Source organism: Microcoleus sp. F10-B2 (genome assembly GCF_036704965.1).
In the GTDB taxonomy this organism is placed as follows: domain Bacteria; phylum Cyanobacteriota; class Cyanobacteriia; order Cyanobacteriales; family Microcoleaceae; genus Microcoleus.
This window is the reverse complement of the sequence record NZ_JAUBTB010000028.1, coordinates 48,452-71,450: the sequence shown is the minus strand read 5'-3', so window position 1 is coordinate 71,450 and position 22,999 is coordinate 48,452. Positions and strand designations below refer to the sequence as shown.

Here is a 22,999-nt window from a genome sequence, read left to right as displayed (position 1 = left end):
AATTACTCAGACAAATGATTGAGAAATGAGCAAAAGTGGGTAAAATACATCTAGCAGAGCGCAATCTCAATCAGGAAAAGACACCTGTGAAGGTGAACGTTAATGTAAACGTTAATGTGAACGTTTCAACCCAGAAACTTGGTAGGGATTATTCTATGAGTACAGTTATGGTTGTTGATGATAGCGTCACTCTGCGGGAGATGATCGCCGACTTGTTAAAAGGTAGAGGACTAAACGTCACGGTAGCTAGTGATGGCGTAGAAGCTCTAGAGCAAATCAAGATCAACCGCCCAGATTTAGTCGTTCTGGATATAGTTATGCCCCGGATGAACGGCTACGAAGTCTGTCGCCGGCTCAAAAGCGACCCTAAAACTCAGAATTTGCCGGTGGTAATGTGTTCGAGCAAAAGCGAAGAGTTCGATCGCTACTGGGGAATGAAACAAGGAGCCGACGCTTACATCGCTAAGCCATTTCACCCTCAGGAATTGGTCGGTACTATCAAGCAACTGCTGAGAGGTTGAGCTAGAGGAATAGGGACAGGAAAAAATTGTCTGGAGTGCTTCTGATTTCTGCTCCCGCAGCCTCTCTAAACTACTCGATTGACAATAGTCCAAACATCCCCGTCCGATCGCACGTAGGGAACATAAATAGTCTTAAAACCAGTAATAAAAGGCTTGTAATAAACCTGCCAGTAACTGGGGCTAATTTGGTCGGCGATGGCTTTGAGTCCCTTCACTTCTGCAGCCAGTTGAGCCGCTAATTCGTTAATCCGTTCCGCGTGTTCCTTAGCGAGCGCTCTTCCTTCTTCAACTTGCTGCTCCATCGGACTGCTTCTTTGCAAGTTTACCGACTGCTGCTGTTTGTGACTCAGTTGAGCAGACAGAGCCGCGATCGCATCGTCAATTCCCTTGACTTCTGCCGACACTTGTGCTGTTTCCCTGGCGTGACGGCGGTAAGCATCGGCGATCGCTTGGGGCGAATCCCCGGCGGGGGCGATCGACGCAGTGCTAAGCTGCTGGCGTTCCCGGCGCAATGCCTCAATCTGAAAGCAAATAGCCTCTATGTCTGTCTGAAGTTTGTCCACCTAATTACCGTGGTTGTTGGATCTTTTAGCATATTAACATAAACCAATCAGCTAATCGGCATTGAAATTGCATATTTTGGGCGTTGCTCAAAGCCCGCACCCAAGCCGAAGTTAAATAGTTTTAAAAATACAAAGTTTTATATTTTTGAGTTGAGGATTACCGTCGATATCGAGTCGGTTAATCAGCTCGTGTCCGGTAAAATCAGCATTATACGTTTATAGTAAAGAATGCAAGTCAGAGCGAGTTTGATGAGGATTAAAGCTGTCATTCGATTTTAGATTTTAGATTTTAGATTTTGGATTGACTTGCGCGAGATAAATTCGGGGGCTTGAGGATTTGAGATTTTAGATTTTGGATCGATCCCACTGATCGATCGCGTGGCGGGTACCACCTTTGAAATTCTTGGTCGCTACAAACACAATGCTCAATTCCAAATTCCCAATTCCAAATTTCAAATTTCAAATAGAGTTTTTTAAGTTGTTAGCGCCGGCACGGCTCAACTTGACTATAGTATCTACCAAGACATCAGGCGGCACAGGTTTAGAAAGATGCCGATCGAAACCCGCAGCCAAAGCACGATCGCGGTCTTCATCCCTAGCATAAGCCGTCAAGGCGATCGCCCAAAATTTCCTTCCCCTTTCGGTTGTCCAAGAGCGCAGCCTTAACAGAAGCGAATAGCCGTCTTCCTGTGGCATTCCGATATCGCTGACCAAAACATCCGGCACAAACTCCGCAGCCACCTCAAACGCCTCAACAGCAGACGATGCAGCCCTGACAGCGGCCCCGGAATCTGCCAAGACAAACATGATAAATTCCCGCGAATCAACCTCGTCATCAACCACCAAAACCTTCAGTCCCAGTAAATTGCTGCCCTCACCCAACACCTGCGCTTCCTCCGGGGCGATCGAACTTACCGGAATCGAAGGCAAGCGGAAAGTAAAAGTAGAGCCCATATCCAATCCCGGACTGCTCGCCCAAACCTTGCCCCCGTGGAGTTCCACCAACTGCCGGACGATCGCCAGACCCAGCCCCAAACCGCTATGATGGCGAGTAATCGTAGCATCCGCTTGCCGGAAAGAATCAAACACATAAGGCAAAAAATTCGCAGCAATCCCAATTCCCGTGTCGCTAACAGCCAGCTCAACCTCCGAATCAAGTCGCTGCAGCCGGATTTCTACTCGCCCTCCGCGCGGCGTAAACTTAATAGCATTCGTCAGCAAATTCCAAATCACCTGCTGCAAGCGGCCGGGGTCTCCTGAGACCAAAAATCTCGGATTTAACTCGGATTGGGAACGGCCAGAAACCTCCCCGGAATAGGAAAAATCAGCAGTTTCCAAGCCCAAATCTACAATTGCCAACCGCAAATCGATCGACTTAGCATCGGCGGCCAACCCCACCGTATTCACCGCTGCTTCCACCATCGAAATCAAATTTACAGGACTTGGATTCAAAGTCAACTTGCCGCGAATAATTCTTGAAATATCCAGCAAATCGTCAATCAATTGAGTTTGCAATTTAGCATTGCGCTCAATAGTGGACAAAGCCCGCCCAGTAACAGCCGGACTCAAACTGCGTTGCTGCAGCAGTTGCGCCCAGCCCAAAATCGCGTTTAAGGGCGATCGCAGCTCGTGAGAAAGAGTTGCCAAAAACTCATCTTTCACCCGATTGGCCTGCTGAGATTCCTCGTAAAGTCGGGCATTGTCGATCGCGCCCGACACCGCCTGAGCCAACTGCATTAAAATACTTTCGTCATCTTCGGCGAACTCCCCCTCGTGCTTGTCCGACAACTGAATCAATCCCAGATTTCTGCCGTCCCGAGTCGTCAGCGGTACCGCCAGCCAGCCCCGCATCGGCGGGTGCTTCCCTGCTGCCTTGCCGAACCCCCGCCATCTCGGGTGAGCCTCTAACTCGCTTTGAGTCATCCGCATCGCCTGTTGGTGCTGGCAAACTTCCTGGTAAATGCCCGTACCGTCTGGTTCTTCGCAGTAATCTCGCCACGCAGCGTATTTTTCTGACATCGAAAACTTGCTAATTCCCGCATCCCAGTTGGCTGCAGGGTTGAGGTTGACCGCTACCTGGTGAACTTCGAGAATTTGGCGGGCGCTATCTGCTGCTAACTGAAGTATTTCTGCCACCGACAGCGTAGAGTTGATCGCAACTGAGGCGGAGGTTAACTTTTGCAGGCGGTGCAAATACGACCGCTCTCGCGCCAAGGCGCGGGAGCGATCGTATTCTAACTGTTTGCGATCGGTAATGTCGATCGCCACGCCGAACAGCCGAACAGGTTTGCCCGATGCGTCAAAAACCACTTGCCCTTTGTCGTGAAGCCAAATCACCGAGCCGTCGGCTAGAACGTGGCGGTATTCCGACTCGTAAACTCCCGCGCCGGTGAGTGCGGCATCCACATCTGCCAAAAAGCTTTCGCGGTCTTCTGGATGCACCGCATTCTTTTTTTCCTCAAAAGTACCAAAGCTGTTGTCTGCGCCCAAACCAATCTGTGTTTTGGCATTGGACGAGCGGCGGACTTCCCCAGATGCCACATCCCAGGTAAAAGCGATGGTGTTAGCTGCTTCTAGGGCAAAGCGCAAATTTTCCTCGCTTTCTTGCACCCTCGCTTCTGATAATTTGCGATCGGTAATATCCCAAACCACGCCGATCGACCGCACCGATTTACCCGTATCATCATCAAAAAACTTGCCCCTACCCGCGATCCAGTGCAAGCTCCCGTCGGGCCAAATAACTCTAAATTCGTAGTTGTATTCTATTTTGTTTTCTAAAGCAAAACCAAGAGCTCGGGCGATCGAGTTCTGGTCATCCGGGTGAATGCAGGCAAAAAACGCTTCGTAAGTTCCCGCAAAACTGCCTTTTGCCAGCCCGAATAACAGTTCGTGTCCCTCCGACCAAACCACCTCCCCAGTTAATAAATTCCAATCCCAAGTTCCCATTTTCGAGGCTTCGATCGCCAATCTCAGCCGTTCCTCCGAAATTGCCAACTGCGCCGACGTTTTCGCGTAGTTCTCGCGCAACTGCTGTTTTTTCAAGCTTTCGCCCACAGCCCCCGCCAGCCGCTTGAACTGCCGCCCTTTGAACACGTAATCGCTCAAACCCGCTTTCATAGCTTCAACTGCCACTTGTTCGCTGCCGCTGTCAGTACACATAATTACCGGACAATTTGGGTAGCGGCTTTGAACTTTGTGAAGAATAGTTAATCCGTCGCTCCAGTGCAGTTGGTAGTCCGTAATTACTATGTCAAAACCCCCTTTTACCAGGATTTCTTCGAGAGTTTGGGCATCAATAACCGACTTAATTTCTAAATCGGCAAAAGTTTTCCTCAGTTCTCGATCGATCATCAGGCGATCGTTCGGGTTGTCGTCAATTAACAGAATAGACAGCATTGGGCTTTTAGTTTTTGTATTGGCGCAAACATTCTTCAACCTAATAATATGTTATTGAGCAATCTCGAACGTTTGAATATTTACTTGGATAGTCAATTATACTTACAAATAAGTTGATTGTATTTGCAAGTATTTATTATATCTTACAGATTGTAAGATCCTCAACCACCCTTTTAGAGGTGTGCCCCACAAACAAATTAATTAAGTTGTTGTAGAACAGGTCACAAAGCCTGCTCGGGCGGTAACGATACAAGAGATACGTTAACTCTCACTATACTAATTGTTTATTCTATGTTCTGGTGTGAGGAAGCGCCTTGATTGATTCTTTCAGCTACAGCAGAATATTGCTGTTAAAACCCTCTTCCCGGGAGCCTCATCTGTTAAATCCCTGACACTGCTTCGTTACCGAACTTGCTTGTTCAACACTCGCACTTGCGCAATTTTAGCCAGAATCGGGTGCCGATTCCCAATGTCGATTCCAGCCCGATCGAGCCGCCCACTCGCTCGACTCCTTTGCGAGCGATCTCCAACCCTATTCCGGTTCCCGAATACACTTCTTGACCGTACAAGCGATCGAACAATCCAAAAATTCTTTCATGAAATTATGATGCAATTCCAATCCCGTTGTCTTCTATCCAAAGACAGATATATTCCTCCTCGGCTTCAGCATAAAATCGCACCTGCGGCTCTATCCCCGGCTGCACAAACTGGTGGAGCATTGGAGAGCAAGTTAGCCAAGACTTGCAGCAGCGTAGGAGGATGTGCCAACACCGAAGGCATCGGTTCGACAACAGTTATCCGAGCTTGTGTTTGGGCAATTTGAGTTTCTAGTTGCGCGATCGAGCGAGCCACAATTAAATTAAGAGAAACTGCTTTTAGCGGCAAGTTAGCTTTGCTGAGGCGGCTGTACTCTAGCAAATTTTCGATTAAAGTATTCATCAGACTTGCAGCGTCGGTAATCCGAGACAAGTAATCTTGTGAGGTAGCATCGAAGTCGCTAACTCGATCTTTGAGCAACATTTCACCAAAAAACAAAATTCCCCGCACAGGAGCGCGCAAGTCGTGAGAAACTCAATAGGTAAACGATTCTAGCTGTGCGTTAACTTCTTCTAACTCAGCAGTACGCTCTCTCACCCGGTCTTCCAAAGTTTCATTAAATTCGCGCAAAGCAAGTTCAGCTTGCTTGAGTTCCGAAATATCTTCCACCAATCCGTCGATCGTACTTTCACCTTCTGCGCTGTAGAGATATTGAGTAAACCGAATCTATTTTACTCGACCGTCTGCCAAAGGAAATGTAATTTCCAGATTTTGACACCGAGACTCCCCTGAATCTAGCGGCTGCAAAAACAATTGCTGCCGATAGATGCCTTGGACATCTGCTAAATTGCTGGCATCGAACAAGCGCAAAAAAGCTTGATTGCTTTCCAAAAGCTGCCCCTGGGAACTCGCTCGAAAAACTCCGACATTTAAGCGTTCTAGCAGAGAATTAAGTTGATTTTCTAGTCGGGCGACTTCCAGGCGGCAACTCGATCGAGGACTGCGCGAACAGCAACGCACAGGCGGACGTAGTGCTTAGGAGACTTGATAATGTAATCGTCCAATCCGGATTTCATCGCCTCTACAGCAATTTCTTCATTGCCAGTATTCGTAAACATTACAATCGGGCATTGTGGATAACGCGCTTTGATAGTTCTAAGCACATCTAAACCGTTCGTCCAGCGTAGTTGGTAGTCGGTAATTACCAGATTGAATCCGCCTCGATTCAGGGCTTCCCCGAACAATCTACCGTCGGATATTTCCGTTACTTGCAATTGCGAGAATTGCCGATCTAACTCGCGTTTGACGAGCAGCCGATCGGTGGGGTTGTCGTCAATTACCAGAATGTGTACCACTTTAACAATTGATAATTTTGCTGTTAGCTAGAATGCAGATATATCGCTCCTAATAAAAATGTTGGAGGTTGCCACTTTAAGATAATAGAAGAGGGGATTCCTCACTATAAACGTAATTTCCTCGTTATCAGAAAAAGCCCGGTAACGAGGAAACAAGCAATAAAAACCCGGAAACCGCCACTAAAAATCCTAAAATTATCGAGGTTCCGGCAGTTCCGTATAGTTGAGCCAATAGTCCCTAAAACTCTGCATCATTTCCAATAAAGAAGCAAACCCGACAGGTTTAACCAAATAAGAATTTACCCCTAAATCGTAAGCTCGTTTGACATCAAGTGTTTGGCTAGAAGAAGTAAGCATAACCACCGGCAAGCGTTTTAGTTCCGGCTGCTGCTTCAGCCAAACCAGGACCTCGTGACCGGATCGCCGGGGCAATTTCAAATCTAGTAAAATTATCGCAGGTAAAGGATAGCGATCGCGATCGCTGTACTCTCCGTCACCATTTAAATAAAAAACTGCTGCATCTCCATCTCGGACAATTTGCAGTGAAGTATTAGTAAAAATCCGATCGCGAAAAGCCCGCTGCATCAACAAAATATCAACGGGGTTATCTTCCACCAACAAAATCGTCTGCGTTTCCCTCATACTTCCTCAGTTGTATCCAAAATCGACTGCCCTGTCCTAATTGAGATTCCACCCCTACTTGACCGCCCATGCGATCGATCCCTTTTTGCACAATAGCTAATCCTATACCAGTTCCGGGGTAAGACTCGATACCGTGCAGGCGTTCAAAGACGCGAAAAATGCGTTTTTGATGTTCTGGAGCAATACCGATGCCGTTGTCTTCTACCCACAGACGGATGGTGGGGACTGGCAATTCGCCAGTGGTAATCAGTAACTGGGAATCCTCCCACTGTCCCACTCTTCCCCTTTCCAATTCTCCCGCTGTTGCGCTATTCGTCTCTCCCTCTTGAGGCAGCTTAATTTCCTCAGCCCAAATCTGCAATTGGGGAGGTGCGCCTTCCACAAATTTTATAGCGTTAGCCAGGAGATTTGCGATTACTTGAACTAAAGTAACGCGGTGGCCAATTATGGCAAACAAAGGCGGTCGAACAGTGATTTGAGCGCCGCTGGATTTAGCGTCGGCTTGTACCACAGCAATTGCCTCGGCGACAGCAGATTCTAAGTCTAAAACTTGCAGCGATAACTCAGCACGGCTCAGGCGGCTGTAAGCTAGCAAATCTTGGATCAATGCTTCTAATTGTTGCCCCGAATTAACAATTTGCTGGGCGTATTCTTGACCGAGTTCGTCGAGGAGGTCGCGGTAATCTTCTAATAAAGCTTCAGCTAATCCCTGCATTCCCCGCAGGGGAGCCCGCAAATCGTGGGCGACGGTATAGGTGAAAGATTCTAATTCTTCGTTAGCGGCTTGAAGTTGAGTGGTGCGGAGTTCCACCCGCCGTTCTAACGTAGCGTTGAGCATCCGAATTTCTGCTTCTGCTTGTTTGCGCGCAGTTACGTCAATGGCGGTACTAATTACTAAACTTCTGCCGTCGGAAAGCTTGCCTAAAGGTGCGGAATAAAACTCCCAAATTCGACTTTCGCCGCTGGCTGTGGCAATCATATATTCGCCTTCAGAGATGCGCGCGTTTAATTGGTGCAGCCGATCGATATCTGCTTGCACTAGCGATTTGCGGCTGTGGTAAGCTTTTTCTGTCCAATCTTCAATTGTGGGTATTTCTGAGTATTCGTAGCCTGATAGTTCTGTCCAAGCGCAGTTAATTTGCAAAACTTCTCCGTTTTCAGCGTGCAGCATAATTGGCAGCGGTGCGTCGATAATGGCGCGGCGGAAACGTTCTTCTGTTAATTGTAGGGAGTGGCGATCGTATTCTAGCTGTTCTAAGAGTTGATTTTGCTTGATTTCGGCCCGATCTCGCAAAGTTCGATCGCGCTTCACCAAATAGTAAACCAACAGCATCAACAGGAAATTGACTAAAGCAGCAACAGTAAAAGTCAGGATTGTCAAATTAGCGCTGGCTTGAGATTCTCGGGCGCGCTGCTGCAATAGCTGAGTTTCTTCGGCAGTGATGGCGGCTATCTGCTGGCGAATGTCCTCCATGATTTGCTTTCCCCTACCGGATTTTACTCGCCGCAGGGCTGCTTCTAAGTTTTGTTGGCGTCGCAGATTGATGGTTTTTTCAAGTTCGGCTAATTTAGAGTCGATCGCAATTTTCAAGTCGCGAATGCGCTGTTGCTGTCGCTTATTGTCGGCCGTTAGCTGCTGCAATCCGACTACTTGTTCGTTGACCCTGGCGATCGCGCTGTGATACGGTTTTAAATACCGTTCTTCTCCCGTCAACAAATAACCGCGCTGTCCGGTTTCAGCATCTTTTAAGGTGGAAAGCGCGGCTTCGATTTCGGTTAAAACTCGGTGAGTGTGGTTCACCCAGCGTTCGTTTTCGACTAACTTGAGAGTGTTGCGGTAGGAAGTTGCCGCATTCAAAATTAGCAGCGCCAAGACCATTCCGATACCTGCGGTGATTTGGCGAGTCAGCGATTGTTTCATGGAATAGTCGGCGTGCGAGTCCTGCTTTTTTTATTTTAGCTGGATGCGGACTAATCGAATTTTTGGCGCGGACATATAGGGCGGCTAAACACTATAAATTTAAGGCTCAAATGTGCGATCGATCTTCTTTGTAGTTTAGCCTCGATCCTTCTGGCATCCCCCTTAAGTCTGAGATGCAATAAATCGGGAGCATCTCATATTTGTAAAAACACTTCTTCTGGCTCCTTCCTTCTTCCTCTTTCCTCCTGCCCCCTGCCTCCTGCCTCCTGCCTCCTGCCTCCTGCCTTAAAACTCCAATTTCTAGCTTAACTGCAAAAGTGAGATGCTCCCAATAAATCGCTCTCTTGCGTCTGCTGATTCAGCCAGAAACCAGACAATCTAGGATAGCCTGCAAAGCTGAATTCGCCTTTTTTTGCATTGATGATTTTTGTATCGTTCGTGTTCCTTTGGCAGTTTCAAATTGCGGCGGAAAGAAAAGAGTTTTTACCTATTGACTAAAGTTGATTTTTGGGGTATTATTTAAATAATTGGAGTATTGAGATAAATTATTTTTTTGCCACTATTCCCATTATTAAATAATACACTGTCAAACTAGCCAAGTCAAGCTTTTTAGGGGCAAAAAAAGGCAAATTTTTCATATTTTATTTAAAAAATAATCTGTTGGAGGCAGGGAGAAATTCACAGAAGCGATGACGCGGGTGAATAGTATCAGAAATGCGAGCGATCGGGTAACAGCAGAGAATTCGTCGGTTGAAAATATTTGAAGCTCAAATCCGGTAACATCGGAATAATACTCTGTTTGCGAGCGCGATCGAGCGTCTGGCTAGCAAACATAGCGAGACGCTCGCACTGCACTCGCAAAAGGATAATTCCGATGCCAGGGGAAACGATATAATTAGGCAAGTGCAGCGGCTTTCATCGCGAAAATGCGATCGATCGTATCCTCAACCACCTTATCAGGCGTAGAAGCACCCGAAGTCACGCCCACCACAATTTTACCATCCGGTAGCCAACCTTCAGCTACGACCAAATCTCCCCCCAAAGGCTTGTGTTCGATCCGATTTCCCGGTAAGATGCGCTCCGCACAATCAATGTGATAAGAAGGAATAGTTTTGTCGATCGCAATTTCCTGCAAATGCGTAGTATTAGAAGAATTAAAACCCCCAATCACCAGCATCAAATCCAATTTTTCCTCAACCAAACTCAACATAGCATCTTGCCGTTCCTGAGTCGCATCGCAGATAGTATTAAAGCTCTGAAAATGCTCGTTCAAATTCTCAGGCCCAAACTTCCGCATCATCGTTTTTTCAAATAACTTACCAATCTTCTCCGTCTCAGTTTTGAGCATAGTAGTTTGGTTGGCAATACCAACACTTTCCAAATCCACATCTGGGTCAAAACCAGCAGAATAAGCCTTGCTAAATTTAGCAAGAAACTCATCGCGGTCGCCCCCATGCAAAATATAATTGCTGACATATTCAGCTTCCTGCAAATTCAGCACAATCAAATACTTATCAGCAAAAGAACTCGTAGCAACAGTTTCCTCATGCTTGTATTGACCGTGAATAATCGAAGTATAATCCCTCTTCTTGTGCTTCTCAACAGTATTCCAAACCTTAGAAACCCAAGGACAAGTAGTATCAACAATCTTGCAGCCCTTATCATTAAGCAACTGCATTTCTTGGACGCTCGCCCCAAAAGCGGGTAAAATGACCACATCGCCGCTATCGACAACCGAAAAATCTTTCTGCCCCTTCTCAACAGGAATAAAACCAACTTCCATATCCCGCAAATGCTGATTTACAGACGGATTGTGAATAATCTCATTAGTAATCCAAATCCGTTCGGTGGGGAAATGCTGGCGAGTCTCGTAAGCAATAGCTACAGCGCGTTCCACCCCCCAACAAAAGCCAAAAGCCTCAGCCAGCCGGATCGTGACTGCGCCGCGTTCCAGCCTGTAATTATTGTCGCGAATTTGCTGGATCAGACTGCTTTGATAAGCCGTCTGCATCACCCCAGCTACCTCAGCTTCGTGTCCGAAACCCTTGCGGTGGTAGTTTTCAGACTGTTGGAGCGATCGTTTAAAAGCTTTAGTATCCATGCGGTATTGACTAGAAATCTAGGTTAATTACCTTTGATTTTAGAAGGCCAGGGGTGCGATCGGGATTATTGGCTCAGTAGCGAAGAGGGGATATGCTATTTATACGATCGACACATTGAATTGAGAGCAAAGAAGAATGAACGCGACTTTCATCGGTTCGTTAAAAAAAACTCAAAAAAAAAGCGTAGAGACCCAGATAGCTGAGTCTCTACACGATCGAACTCCCACAGAAAATCACCTTCAAATCTTCTTCGGCGCAAAAGGAGAACTCGATTCAAACGAACTGAAACCGCCGGCAAAATCCTCACCGTAAGCTTCTTCCCCGTGCTGGCCGATATCCAAACCTTGGTCTTCAGCAGATGAGGGCACTCGCAGTTCCATAAACTGCCCCAAAATTTTCAGGATCGCAAAAGTACCCACAGCCGCAAACACGTAAGTAGCTAGAACGCCTACAAACTGGGTGACGATTAGCCCCGGGTTCCCCGCAAACAGCCCGTCATTTCCGAGAGCGTTAACGGCTTTAGTCGCAAACACGCCAGTCAGAATCGCGCCCACAGTTCCGCCTACGCCGTGAACCGGGAAGGTATCCAAAGAGTCGTCAAATCCAAGCTTAGCCCGGAAACTAACGGCAAAGAAGCAGCAAACCGAAGTGATCGATCCGATCAAAAGCGCCCCCACTGGAAGTACGAATCCAGCAGCAGGTGTGATGCCCACCAATCCAGCGAGGAAACCGCTAGCAATTCCCACTGCTGTCGGTTTGCCTCTGAGCACCCATTCCACAATTGTCCAAGTTAAACCGCCGGCTGCTGTAGAAATCATCGTGGTGACAAAAGCCACTGTTGCTAAAGAACCAGATCCCAAAGCGCTACCGCCGTTGAAGCCAAACCAGCCGAACCACAGCATCCCAATTCCCAGCAAGACATAGGGTACGTTGTGGGGGGTGTGGGGCTTGTTCAAGTGGTCTTTGCGGGGCCCGATCATCCAAGCTGCGACAACGGCAGAAACACCGGAACTGATGTGCACGACTGTGCCGCCGGCAAAGTCGAGAGCGCCCATCGCCCCCAGCCAGCCTCTACCCCAAACCCAGTGGGCTAAAGGAGAGTAGATGAAGGTAGACCACAGCAGCACGAACCAGAAATAGGTTTTAAATGTTACCCGTTCGACGATCGCCCCTGAAATCAAGGCTGGAGTGATGATGGCGAACATCATCTGGTACACCATGAAGACTTGGTGGGGTATGGTCGGTGCGTAGCCGATCGGATCTGGTGTGTCCGCTGTGACGTTGTTCAAGAACATCCAGTCGAAGCCGCCGATGAAGGTTTCGAGTCCTTGGGCAAACCCTTTATCATTGAGGTTGCTGGGGGTGACATCAAAAGCCAAACTGTAACCCCACAGCGTCCAAGTGACGCCGATGACTCCCATCATGACTAAGCTCATCATCATGGTGTTGAGGACGTTGCGCGATCGAACCAGCCCTCCGTAGAAAAACGCCAGCCCCGGTGTCATCAGCAATACCAGTGCTGAGGAGACCAACATCCAGGCCGTATCGCCGCTGTCGATCGGATTCGGCACCACCGCAGCAGCACCAGCAGCATCTTGAGCTAAGGCATTGTCCGTCAGCGGCACGCTTAACAGCCACAGCGCGATGATGCCGATCGTTAAACTTTTTTTGATCACGTTAGTTGTACCTTCTCATACTCAGCAATTTTCAGGGAAGACCGAGCCGATTTTAGATGCGAGGATTTTAGATGCAATAGTTATTTAGTTTTCAGTCCCTGTTTTAGCGGAACAAATCTTCAATAGATAATTCCCAAATCCTCAACCGCCCGACTTCGTATAACCGGACTCATCTAAACTCATCAACTATCAACCCAACGGTCTGTGCTTTTTGGATTGCACCATTTGTACCAACTGTGATTCTGTATCACCCTATACTAAATAGCTAACTATCATATTTCTTAATCTATCTCGCGCTACTTGACGCAGCCCCTGAAAGCAGAGTAGTTCGGAAGGGGGAGTTGAGGAGAGTGTTGAGTTCGGTAGAGTTGCGGAGAATATGACTCGATCCTTCATCCTTCTAATTAATGACTCATGACTCATTTTTCAACTGCATCCGATCGAACATTTGCAGGGCCGATCGCCAAACCAGATAACCTCGATCGTTAAGGTGCAAGCCGTCTGTGCTGAGTTCGGTTAACAAATTGCCGTCAGCATCCGCAAACAGCGGGTGCAAATCCAGATACAAAACATTTTCGGAACTAGCAATTTCTTTCAGCCGTCGATTTATTGCCCGAATCCGACTGTTAGGAATCGCCAACAGCCGGTCGCGATTTTCCCAAGTAGCTTGTTCCCCGCTGTGTGGCAAAATCGACTGCACCACCACTTGTGCTTTAGGGTGAGCCCACCGCAAATCCCGAATAATTTGTCGCTGGTTGTCCAAAATCCCTTCGTCGCTTGCCCCCCGCAACAAATCGTTAATCCCGATCATCACAAACACCGTATCCGGCGCAGTTCGATCGAACAACTGCAACCGCTTCAGCAAACCCACGGAAGTCTCGCCCGAAATCCCTTGATTCAGCCAAATTCGATCGGGCGGTAACAGCTTCGTCGGAAACCACATACTCAGAGAATCCCCAGCCAAAACACTCAGTTTTGGGGGTCGATTCGCCGCCGCCGCCTCAGCTTCGCGGCCCAACTGCGTCACCCACTGCTGGTAAGTCCATTTGTGTCGCTGTCCCGGAACGGGCAGGTCTAGCATTGCCTTTGCAGAGTTTGTAGACTGGCGAATTTCTTCCTCAGCGGCTTCTTCCGTCAGTGCAGCACTCGCAGGAGAGCTTTCTGTTAAGTTGTGTCCCCGCAGGACTAATTGAGCGACTGTGAGTATCAGTACCCCGTTCGTTACCAGAGATAGCAAAGCCCAAACCGGAACACTTTTCGATCGGCTAACTTCCATCCCTAAGAGGGATTTATGAGTTCTACTTCTGCTAACTCCTCCAAACTTCTCCATAAACTCAAGCGATTTGCAGGCCCCACACCGAATAATTGGCACTCATTGCTGCATCCAGTTTTACCGCTCAATTTTCGCCTCAATTCTGGTAAGAATCAAGCACAGTGCTGTGTTGGGCGCGATGGCGATGCAGAACTTTGCTTTTTCGCACTACTCTACCATAAAAAATCTGGCTGCTAAACTTTCTGGCACAGAAATCTGATTTGTCAAAGCAGCAGCAATTGAGCGAAAATTTCCCTAATACGATCCTGGACGCAAAAACCCGGTTCCTTAAAGAAATTGCCTGATTTTAGCAAGAGACTCTGAAGCATAAGCCGGGTTTTTGAGGGTCGCGAATGCGTCCGGGACTGCATCGGTGGGCGACTGTTTTAGATTGTGGTTGTTCTAAATGAAGGCGCGAATTAGCCTACAAATCGCTAATATAGCGTACAAAAGCTGGATTTGTCGATCGAGCGCACGCTCTACAATTTGGTACTCCTCCCCCCAGAACCCTCTGCATAACCGCCGTAGCTGGTCTCACTTCGGTTGTCCAAGCTCGTTTCCTTCACAAACCCCGTGTAAGCTTCCATGCCGTGTTCGCCGATATCCAAACCTTCAGCCTCCTCTAAAGCAGAAACGCGGATACCCAGCAAAGCTTTGAGTGCCATCCAAAAAATCGTACTCAGCAGCACGGTCATCCCGCCTACAGAGAAAATGCCTAGCAACTGCGGCCCGAGTTGATCGAAACCTCCGCCCACAAGCAATCCGGCCTTGGGGCCTGCGGTATAAATTCCCGTTCCAGGCCCGTCAGCAAACAGCCCAACTGCCAGAGTTCCCCAGATGCCACAGACTAAGTGAACTGAAGTTGCCCCTACAGGGTCGTCAATTTTCAAGTTGTCGAAGAAAGTTACGGCGAAAACTACCAGGATACCGGCGATCGTGCCGATAATAGCAGAGTTGGGCACGTTGATCCAAGCACAGCTAGCTGTTACGCCGACTAAGCCGGCGAGGATGCCGTTGATAATCATCGAAAGGTCGGGTTTGCCCAGGTACAGCCAAGCAGTAATGGTTGCAGCAATTCCCCCGAAGGCGCCGCCGGTGTTGGTGGTGATCGCAATGTGGGCGATCGCATTTGGATCGACTGCCATTGTCGAACCGGGATTAAACCCGAACCAACCCAACCACAAAATCAAACAGCCCAGGGTGGCAATGCTCATATTGTGTCCCGGCATTGCCACTGTATCGCCGTCGCGGTACTTGCCGATCCGCGGCCCCAACAATGCCGCTCCCATCAAAGCAGCCCAACCGCCTACCGAGTGTACCACTGTCGAACCGGCAAAATCCCAGAAGCCTGCGTCTGCCAGCCAGCCTCCGCCCCAAATCCAGTGTCCGGTAATTGGGTAAGCAATGCCTACTAACAGCAAGCTGAAAATTAAGAATTCAAGGAATTTAATTCGCTCTGCAACGGCTCCCGAAACGATCGTGGCAGCAGTTCCCGCAAAAACTAATTGGAAAAAGAATTTAGCGTTGAGGGGGACTCCCGTCCAGTTTAATGCGCTGAAAATGCCTTGATAAGCCTCTCCTGTGGCGGGGCTATTGTCAGCTACGTTCCACAGGAAAAATCCGCCGCTTGTGCCGATAAAACCGTTGCCGTCGCTGAACATTAATGCAAAGCCGATCGCCCAAAATGCGATCGTAGAAAGCGCAAAAACAATCAAGTTTTTGGACAACACATTGACTGCATTTTTTTGGCGGCAAAACCCGGTTTCCAACATACCGAAACCGGCGTTCATAAAGAACACGAGCATCCCCGCCACCATTACCCACATGGTATCCATGCCCACCTTAAGGCTTGCTAATTGTTCCTCGGTGGTTGGCGTGGCAGGGGTTTGGGCTACCGCCGCATATCCCCACACCAAGACGATGATTGCTGCTATTGGGATGCAGGCTTGCCAACTTGGGCTGAGGCGGGCGATCGCCCGAGGTAACTTTTTCAACCTGTTAACTTTCGTAAAAAATTTAGCGGATGGCAAATTTAAAGCAGCCCGCCTGACTTGTTTCGACTTTTTCTTTCCGACAGTCATTTTAATCACTTTTACCCTCTTTACGGCTAGTAAGCTCAGCAATATTCGGAAAACTTTCCAATTTTACTACAAAAGTTTAGAGATTATTTGTTCAGATTGAGATAGTTTTGATAGCCTAGCTCTTCTAGTTGATTTTGTTTTTTCAGTACAGATTCGGACAAATTTTTGCGGTAGTGCAGGACTCGCTCTAGCAATTCCGGCTGATGAGCTGCCAGTATCTGAACTGCCAGCAAGGCAGCATTCTTAGCGTTGCCGATCCCCACTGTTGCTACGGGTATTCCCGCTGGCATTTGCACGATCGAGTACAGCGAATCTATGCCTTGCAGGTGGCGGCTCGGTATCGGCACCCCAATTACTGGCAAGGGCGTTAAAGATGCTACCATACCCGGAAGGTGTGCCGCTCCCCCGGCACCTGCGATAATGACTTTCAAGCCTCGTTGGTGCGCGGTTTGGGCGTATTCCACCATGCGATCCGGCGTGCGGTGCGCCGAGACGATCGCCACTGAGCAAGGTATGTTGAATTCTTCGCAAACTGCGATCGCATCTTTCATGGTTGGCAAATCCGAATCGCTGCCCATAATAATTCCAACTGTCGGTTGATTCATAAAATATTCAGATGTGAGATTTCAGATTAATGGTAATTTTAAATTATGGCGTCAACTAAAATTTAGATATTTTATAGCAGAACTCAGGCTCGAAAGCAATTTGCTCACCAGCCGGCATACAGAAAGCAAAAAGTTCCGCATCCTGATAACCAGCCCCCAGATTTATCCATCGGAGCAAATCTAAAATCTAAAATCTAAAATCTAAAATCTAAAATCGGATGACTGAAGCCACAACCCCAACTGCCGCCCCCACAGATATTCTGAATGTTCGCCTCCCCGGTTACAAGGATTTGCAGATGATTGCTGTTGACGAAACGGGCATCATTCAAGCAGTTTTCCCGATGGACGCCGTATTTAAACGAATTTCTCCTCCCAATTTGCAAGTGCTGGATGCAGCAGGTGATTGGCTTTCTCTGGGGGGTGTTGACTTGCAGATTAACGGCGCTCTCGGTTTTGCTTTTCCAGATTTAGAAAACAAGCATATTGAAGTTTTACCGAAAATTTGTCAATTTTTATGGTATCAAGGAGTCGATGCTTATTTGCCGACTTTGGTAACAACTTCGCTCGATAAATTTCGGCGATCGCTCTCGACGATAGCTGATTATATGCGGAGTGCAAAAACCGCTGCTCCCGCAACAAATAAAACCAAAACAGCGGAAATTATCGGCGTTCACCTCGAAGGCCCTTTTCTCAACCCCCAAAAGCGAGGAGCTCACCCAGTTGAGTTTTTACTACCGCTAACTATAGAAAATGTCAAGCAAGTTCTAGGAGATTGTGCCGGTATTGTCAAAATAATTACTTTAGCACCGGAGTTAGACAGCACTGGCGAAGTCATTCCCTATCTGCAAAGTTTGGGAATTACCGTCAGTCTCGGACACTCCCAAGCGACGGCAGAGCAAGCGCAGCAAGCATTTGAGCGGGGAGCTTCAATGGTAACTCACGCTTTTAATGCGATGCCGAGTTTGCACCACCGAGAACCTGGTTTGTTGGGATCGGCGATCGTTTATCCGGGCGTAAAATGCGGTTTAATTGCTGACGGAAAGCACGTTTCTCCGACAATGATTGATTTTTTGCTGCGCGCTGGTAGGTATGAAAAAGGCGTTTTTTTAGTGAGCGATGCTTTGGCTCCTTTGGGTTTGCCTGACGGTGTTTATCCTTGGGATTCCCGACAAATTGAAGTCAGAAAAGGTACGGCTTGGGTAAGATTAGATTACCACTCGCCCCTGGAATCTGCTACTTTGGCGGGTACAACTCTGCCGCTGTTGGCGGGAGTCCAGAATTTGGTGAAGTGGGGGATTTGCGATGCCGAAAGTGCGATCGCCCTGGCAACGGACTCTCCCAGAAGTGCGATCGGAATTTCGGGAATTATTGGTCAATCGGCAACTCAATTGTTGCGCTGGAATTTAAATGCCCAGACAAAAGAATTGACTTGGCATCGGTTGTTTTAAGTGATTCCATTTAGTTTCCATGCCATTAGTTTCTCGCGCATTAGAGTTGGTATTGAGGACGAATAGTCCTGATGCTAAGCGCTGCTAACAGCAATTCGGTGTTCTCGGCAAGTTCGATCGTAAATATTATTTAATTCCACAGCCAAGCAAATCTCGCCCTGCAGCCACAGCGGTAAAGCAGGAAGCGCGCAGCCCACAGCCAGTTTTTCCTGCCAAATATCGAGGCATTGGTTGCCGTCTCGCTCGATCGGTCGATAAGCTGTAGCATAGAGGTCAGCGTCGAAGGGCGAAGCGCTTCCTCCCGCCAGACGGGCTAACAATTCATTGTGAAGATTTGCCTTCCTTCCTGTCACAACATCAACTATTACCAATCCAATTCCCTGGCGCAAATACGTCTCGCACTTAGAAACAAAAGCACCGCCATGAGTAGAACGATCTTTGTTGGCAGGACTTACTAGTTCAATTGCACCGGCTAATACCGGGCCGGCTTCAGTGTTAAAAATACTGACTTGCACGGTTTGAGCCGCAGTTAGAAAAGGCACGCTTTGGGCTGGGGGTGACATCCAATTGTTTGGGAAATCTCTTGGCAAACGAATTACCGTCTCTGGACAATCAAACTCCGGTAGAGGTTCCTCAAAAGCTGCTACATCAATTTCAATCCCAAACTGCACGTTGGGCTCGGCAAAGTAATTTGCGGGTAATTTGGCATTCAAATCGGATGCAATGTAAGTCGCCCAGGCATTGTGAAAGGCGTGCCAGTGACCAAGACTTTCAAAGGTGGTACCCGCCACGTGATTTATCCGTGGAATCAATCCCAAATCTAAAATCGAAAATCCTCAAGCCCCCGAATTTATCCGTGGAATCAATCCCAAATCTAAAATCTAAAATCTAAAATCTAAAATCGAATGACGGCGCACCGACAGTGGCGGGCGGAAATGATCTTGTAGCACCATATTTTTAAAAGTTAGGGCTGATTAAAATTATCGATCGCACGGGCGATCGGCTGCAACTCGGTTTTTATTGAATTAGTTTCTCAATTCGGGATTGTTCGAGTTGCGATCGCCCGTATAAGTAAATCTAACTCAATTTAATTGGGTGGGGAGTGTCAATCGATTGCGCGATTTTAGATTTTAGATTTTAGATTTTAGAATTGAAGAACTGACGCACCGATAAATCCGGACGCCCCGGACTAAATTACTTTCGGTCAACAATAACTGTCGCTGTGGCTTTATAATATTTAACCGTTGGCAATAACTTAGCAGCAGGCAGATCGATGAATTTGGTAGACGACAAGACTATAGTTAGACAGTATTTTAACTCGACGGGATTCGATCGCTGGCAGCGAATTTACGGCGACGGCAAAGTCAATAAAGTGCAGCTAGACATCCGCACCGGGCACCAGAAAACGGTGGATACAGTCATCGAATGGCTGCAAGCTGACGGCAATTTGCGCGGGCTATCCGTCTGCGATGCCGGCTGCGGTGTGGGATCTCTGAGCATTCCTCTGGCTGAGGCTGGGGCGATTGTTTGCGCTAGCGATATCTCTGAAAAGATGGTAGCAGAAGCTTACGATCGAGCAGCAGCAGTTCCCGGCAAGCTCTACAACATCTCGTTCGCCGCCCAAGATTTGGAAGCTTTAACGGGCCAATTCCACACAGTGATATGTTTGGACGTATTGATCCACTATCCTCAAAATAAGGCTGCGGAAATGATCGCACACCTAAGTTCGATCGCCCAATCGCGACTAATTATCAGTTTTGCCCCAAAAACTTTAGCACTCACCGCCCTCAAAAAATTTGGCGAACTTTTCCCCGGCCCGAGCAAAACGACCCGCGCTTACCAGCACCGCGAAGCTGATATTATCAAAATCCTAGAAAACAACGGTTTTGTTATTAACAGAACAGCGATGACTAGCACTAGCTTTTACTATTCTCGCTTGCTGGAAGCTGTGCGGAAATAGGGTAAAATATCTGCAAATTCTGAGGTCAGTTGACATCATTTATTTGCCGGGTGGGGGCGGGTTTATACAATTTGTTGGTGGGTGTCAAAAATTTCCGCCAACCCGCCCCTACATGGTAAAGTCCCGGACAAATTTGTAGGGGCGGGTTCACCGATAGATTGTGCCACCCACATATAATCTTTGTAAACCCGCCCCCACCCAACCGATAACCCCGATCGACCATTCTCGCCCCACGGTTAAATTCAATGAATTCTTAATTTACGGGTGGGGTGGGGGCGGGTTTTTATAATTTGTCGATGGGTGTCATATATTTCGGTGAACCCGCCCCTACAGCAATGGTTAAATGTTGGATAAAATTCCTGGTAAAATATGAATAAAATTTGCAGGGGCGGGTTCACCGATCGATTGGGCCACCCACCAATAATTTCGATCGACCCGCCCCCACCAAACCCGAAAATTAAATTAATCCTTAAATATTGAAACAATCTTGAACTTTATTCACCAGTTTCGGCGTTTTCATTTGATTAAATATTTTAATAGCTTGCTGCCAGTGATTCTGAGCTATTTCTAATTCTCCCAAATCCCGGTAAGTCAGCCCGATGTAATAATTGCTAATGCCCAATTCGTACTTAGCACCAATTTTGGTATAAAATTCAATAGCTTGGTTTTGATATTTCAAAGAAGCTGAAAAATCATTACTTTCCCGAAAAACATCACCCAAAATGTACCAGGCACGGGCGATGTCTGATGTAAAGTTACAATTTTGCGCGATCGCCACAACTTGTTCTAAAGTTTGCTTAGCTTGTTCGTACTCGCCAATATGTTTTTGAGCTAAACCAGCCATATTCAAATCCCAGCAAGCTTGCCAAGGCGGAACGCTTTCTAAAGGTTGTTGCAAGTGTCTTGTAGCTTCTTTCAATGCTGCCTTCGCCTCACTCGGTTGTCCTAAATAAGAATGCAACAGAGCAACTTCGCAGTAACAACTATTTAGACGAGATTGAATTGCAGGAGATACTGGAGATAAAGCTAGATTAAGTTTTGCTTGATAAATAGCTAATCCTAACTCGTATTCACCAGCAGCAATATAGCACAAACCCATATCACTGTATGAGTTAAATTCTGTCCATTTATCGCCTTCACGCTTAGCAGACAATTGAGCTTGGCGGTGATATTCTAGAGCTACTTCAAAACCATCTGCTAGCAGATAGGCGTGACAGTCGCCGATGCAGCGATAGAGACTTGCCTCCCGGTTAGGCGAAACTCGATTTAACAGTTTTTCTGCTAATTCTAAAGTTTGGCTGATGTATCCCCACGATAAAAAATATAGAAACAATTCTTCTGGTAAAATAGGTATAGCAGGACGGCACAATACATCCCAGGCTGAATCATAATCTTCAATTTCTCGGAAATGATAGTAAGCTTCTAAAACTTGCAAACCTAACTGAGGGGATTGAATGTGTTCTACACTGGTAAACCAATGTTGTGCGATCGCCCTTTGAGTTTGTTTCCATTCGCTGCTATTTTGCAAGCGATTCAAAGTCGCAGCCCGAATTGCTGGGTGCATTCGGTATTTGCCCCGATGTGATTGTAGCAGAGAGGTGTCACACAATCGCTGCGTTATCTTGAATTGTTCGGCTGGTGTTACATCCCACAGTAAAGATTTCATGCAAGTATCGGGCAACCATTCAATTTCTTGATACCGACAAGCTCCCAAACGGCATAGCAAGCGGTAAGCTTGATGAGAGTGGGCATCAAGGCGATTTAACTGATTATTAATAAGAAATGAAAATGGATCTAGCTGCTGTAATTCCTGACGGTTTTGCAGCCACGATTCTGCAATATTTCCGTCATAATTATTTTGAATATTATTGTACAGCAGCTCCATAGCAAGGGCATTGCCTTTGTAAACTGCGTGCATTTCTTCGAGAGCTTTTAAATCTTCTGGAGTTTCTGGATATTGAAAATATTGCTGCCATGCTTCCGGTGTTAATCCTGTTAAAACGTGAGTTTGATAGCCTCGCAGGTCGGGTTCTCTTAATCTTTCTCTACAGGTAATCAGCGTTACTCCTAGGATTCTTGGATCGCTGAGTACCCGCAGCAATTCTACATAATTGCGGTACTCAGGTAAAAACATACCGTTACGTAAGGCAGACTCTAAGTTATCTATAAAAATTGCGACTTTGAATTGACGCAGCTTTTTTTCTAGCAAGCTTAGACTAAGGCTAAAATCTCTGGGTGCATCTTCCTGAAAATCTTGTTGCAGCCAAGTCTGAACAAATGAATCGGCACTCCGCAAGTCTTCTGGAGTAAAGGCAATTTTCATATCTAAGATTTTTTCAAATTGGCAACTTGCTAAATATTGCAGTGCTAAGGTGGTTTTGCCGATGCCGCCTTCTCCTACTATTATCAAAATTTTGAAATTTTCTGATGTCCATTTTTGAAGTTTAGTAATATCTGAAGTCCGTTCTACCCAGCGAGAATTTAATGGTTGTGTTGCTACAGGTTGCGCCGGGATTAATTCTGGCATGAATTGAAAAAATAATGCCTGCAAATCTGACCAGCTAGAGCGCTTGTCGTTTCCTAAACCAAAGGCTTGATATGCTGTTGTCAAATGTTGGCGTACAGTTGCTTCTGATTTAATTGCGAGAATTTTGGCGATTTGTTTGTTGGGTGTTCCAGCTAGTTTTTGCTGCAAAACTTGCTTGCATTTGTTGCCTAAATTGTTGTAAATGGTGGTAAATTCTGCTTGATTCATGGGTGGTTTGCCTGTGGAAGTGCGATCGCGAGGTGATATAGGGGGTGCGATCGCCTGGGATGTTTCAAAAAGTGCGATTTCCTAAGTGCGATCGCCCGCTTGCTGCGCCATGTCAGAAGTTGGCA

Annotated in this window: 20 protein-coding genes; 3 read left to right on the top strand and 17 right to left on the bottom strand. The window is 47.2% G+C overall.

Annotation, left to right across the window (positions count from 1 at the left end; translation table 11 throughout):
• Positions 1–155: 155 nt before the first annotated feature.
• Positions 156–521, top strand: coding sequence for a response regulator (locus QUA99_RS13340; protein ID WP_333237226.1), 366 nt, complete (start codon positions 156–158; stop codon positions 519–521).
• Positions 522–586: 65 nt separating this feature from the next.
• Here the strand turns inward: QUA99_RS13340 and QUA99_RS13335 are convergent, their stop codons facing one another.
• The 15 genes from QUA99_RS13335 to purE all read right to left on the bottom strand — a co-directional run bounded on the left by QUA99_RS13335 (position 587) and on the right by purE (position 16,711).
• On the bottom strand, positions 587–1,084 hold the full coding sequence (locus QUA99_RS13335) for a hypothetical protein (protein ID WP_333237205.1): 498 nt from the start codon (positions 1,082–1,084) through the stop codon (positions 587–589).
• 459 nt (positions 1,085–1,543) lie between these two features.
• On the bottom strand, positions 1,544–4,480 hold the full coding sequence (locus QUA99_RS13330) for a PAS domain-containing protein (RefSeq protein WP_333237203.1): 2,937 nt from the start codon (positions 4,478–4,480) through the stop codon (positions 1,544–1,546).
• Between the two features lie 419 nt (positions 4,481–4,899).
• On the bottom strand, positions 4,900–5,070 hold the full coding sequence (locus QUA99_RS13325) for an ATP-binding protein (protein WP_333237223.1): 171 nt from the start codon (positions 5,068–5,070) through the stop codon (positions 4,900–4,902).
• A 73-nt stretch (positions 5,071–5,143) separates the two neighbouring features.
• Positions 5,144–5,539: a histidine kinase dimerization/phospho-acceptor domain-containing protein gene (locus QUA99_RS13320; protein WP_333237201.1), complete on the bottom strand. Its 396-nt coding sequence runs from the start codon at positions 5,537–5,539 to the stop codon at positions 5,144–5,146.
• A gap of 12 nt (positions 5,540–5,551) precedes the next feature.
• Complete coding sequence (locus tag QUA99_RS13315; protein WP_333237199.1) at positions 5,552–5,686, bottom strand: hypothetical protein; 135 nt, start codon at positions 5,684–5,686, stop codon at positions 5,552–5,554.
• 57 nt (positions 5,687–5,743) lie between these two features.
• Positions 5,744–5,908 (bottom strand): hypothetical protein, encoded by a 165-nt coding sequence (locus tag QUA99_RS13310; protein ID WP_333237197.1) that lies wholly within the window; start codon positions 5,906–5,908, stop codon positions 5,744–5,746.
• Positions 5,909–5,979: 71 nt separating this feature from the next.
• On the bottom strand, positions 5,980–6,372 hold the full coding sequence (locus QUA99_RS13305) for a response regulator (protein ID WP_333237195.1): 393 nt from the start codon (positions 6,370–6,372) through the stop codon (positions 5,980–5,982).
• 195 nt (positions 6,373–6,567) lie between these two features.
• The gene (locus QUA99_RS13300) at positions 6,568–7,014 is read right to left on the bottom strand and encodes a response regulator (protein WP_333237193.1); all 447 of its coding nucleotides are present in this window, start codon (positions 7,012–7,014) and stop codon (positions 6,568–6,570) included.
• Entirely contained in the window at positions 6,977–8,935 is a 1,959-nt protein-coding gene (locus QUA99_RS13295) for a CHASE3 domain-containing protein (RefSeq protein ID WP_333237191.1), read from the bottom strand. Before QUA99_RS13295 ends, QUA99_RS13300 begins: the two co-directional genes overlap by 38 nt.
• 708 nt (positions 8,936–9,643) lie before the next feature.
• Positions 9,644–9,838 (bottom strand): hypothetical protein, encoded by a 195-nt coding sequence (locus QUA99_RS13290; protein ID WP_333237189.1) that lies wholly within the window; start codon positions 9,836–9,838, stop codon positions 9,644–9,646.
• Positions 9,831–11,036 carry a 4-hydroxy-3-methylbut-2-enyl diphosphate reductase gene (locus QUA99_RS13285; RefSeq protein ID WP_333237188.1) on the bottom strand — a complete coding sequence of 402 codons (1,206 nt, stop codon included), beginning with the start codon at positions 11,034–11,036 and terminating at the stop codon, positions 9,831–9,833. Before QUA99_RS13285 ends, QUA99_RS13290 begins: the two co-directional genes overlap by 8 nt.
• A gap of 240 nt (positions 11,037–11,276) precedes the next feature.
• Positions 11,277–12,713, bottom strand: a complete 1,437-nt coding sequence (locus tag QUA99_RS13280; protein WP_333237186.1) for an ammonium transporter — start codon at positions 12,711–12,713, stop codon at positions 11,277–11,279.
• A gap of 412 nt (positions 12,714–13,125) precedes the next feature.
• A complete protein-coding gene (locus QUA99_RS13275) occupies positions 13,126–14,043 on the bottom strand; it encodes an SGNH/GDSL hydrolase family protein (protein ID WP_445251007.1) in 918 nt (305 codons plus the stop codon).
• Between the two features lie 461 nt (positions 14,044–14,504).
• Complete coding sequence (locus tag QUA99_RS13270; protein WP_333237184.1) at positions 14,505–16,106, bottom strand: ammonium transporter; 1,602 nt, start codon at positions 16,104–16,106, stop codon at positions 14,505–14,507.
• Positions 16,107–16,189: 83 nt separating this feature from the next.
• Positions 16,190–16,711: a 5-(carboxyamino)imidazole ribonucleotide mutase gene (purE, locus tag QUA99_RS13265; RefSeq protein WP_333237182.1), complete on the bottom strand. Its 522-nt coding sequence runs from the start codon at positions 16,709–16,711 to the stop codon at positions 16,190–16,192.
• 218 nt (positions 16,712–16,929) lie between these two features.
• Here purE and nagA point away from each other — a divergent pair, with 218 nt between their 5' ends.
• Positions 16,930–18,159: an N-acetylglucosamine-6-phosphate deacetylase gene (gene nagA, locus QUA99_RS13260; RefSeq protein ID WP_333237180.1), complete on the top strand. Its 1,230-nt coding sequence runs from the start codon at positions 16,930–16,932 to the stop codon at positions 18,157–18,159.
• A 74-nt stretch (positions 18,160–18,233) separates the two neighbouring features.
• Here the strand turns inward: nagA and QUA99_RS13255 are convergent, their stop codons facing one another.
• A complete protein-coding gene (locus QUA99_RS13255; RefSeq protein WP_333237178.1) occupies positions 18,234–18,950 on the bottom strand; it encodes a DUF4058 family protein in 717 nt (238 codons plus the stop codon).
• 482 nt (positions 18,951–19,432) lie between these two features.
• On the opposite strand from QUA99_RS13255, the gene bchM reads away from it, so the two are divergent.
• A complete protein-coding gene (gene bchM / locus QUA99_RS13250) occupies positions 19,433–20,119 on the top strand; it encodes a magnesium protoporphyrin IX methyltransferase (protein WP_333237176.1) in 687 nt (228 codons plus the stop codon).
• A gap of 469 nt (positions 20,120–20,588) precedes the next feature.
• Here the strand turns inward: bchM and QUA99_RS13245 are convergent, their stop codons facing one another.
• Positions 20,589–22,874, bottom strand: a complete 2,286-nt coding sequence (locus QUA99_RS13245; RefSeq protein WP_333237173.1) for a tetratricopeptide repeat protein — start codon at positions 22,872–22,874, stop codon at positions 20,589–20,591.
• Positions 22,875–22,999 lie beyond the last annotated feature (125 nt).

What these genes read in the sequence shown, in the direction of transcription:
- bchM (WP_333237176.1), top strand. Translation starts at nt 19,433, where the DNA reads ATGAATTTGGTAGACGACAAGACTATAGTTAGACAGTATTTTAACTCG.
- purE (WP_333237182.1), bottom strand. Translation starts at nt 16,711, where the DNA reads ATGAATCAACCGACAGTTGGAATTATTATGGGCAGCGATTCGGATTTG.
- QUA99_RS13330 (WP_333237203.1), bottom strand. Translation starts at nt 4,480, where the DNA reads ATGCTGTCTATTCTGTTAATTGACGACAACCCGAACGATCGCCTGATG.
- QUA99_RS13270 (WP_333237184.1), bottom strand. Translation starts at nt 16,106, where the DNA reads ATGACTGTCGGAAAGAAAAAGTCGAAACAAGTCAGGCGGGCTGCTTTA.
- QUA99_RS13245 (WP_333237173.1), bottom strand. Translation starts at nt 22,874, where the DNA reads ATGAATCAAGCAGAATTTACCACCATTTACAACAATTTAGGCAACAAA.
- nagA (WP_333237180.1), top strand. Translation starts at nt 16,930, where the DNA reads ATGACTGAAGCCACAACCCCAACTGCCGCCCCCACAGATATTCTGAAT.
- QUA99_RS13295 (WP_333237191.1), bottom strand. Translation starts at nt 8,935, where the DNA reads ATGAAACAATCGCTGACTCGCCAAATCACCGCAGGTATCGGAATGGTC.
- QUA99_RS13340 (WP_333237226.1), top strand. Translation starts at nt 156, where the DNA reads ATGAGTACAGTTATGGTTGTTGATGATAGCGTCACTCTGCGGGAGATG.
- QUA99_RS13275 (WP_445251007.1), bottom strand. Translation starts at nt 14,043, where the DNA reads ATGGAGAAGTTTGGAGGAGTTAGCAGAAGTAGAACTCATAAATCCCTC.
- QUA99_RS13300 (WP_333237193.1), bottom strand. Translation starts at nt 7,014, where the DNA reads ATGAGGGAAACGCAGACGATTTTGTTGGTGGAAGATAACCCCGTTGAT.
- QUA99_RS13285 (WP_333237188.1), bottom strand. Translation starts at nt 11,036, where the DNA reads ATGGATACTAAAGCTTTTAAACGATCGCTCCAACAGTCTGAAAACTAC.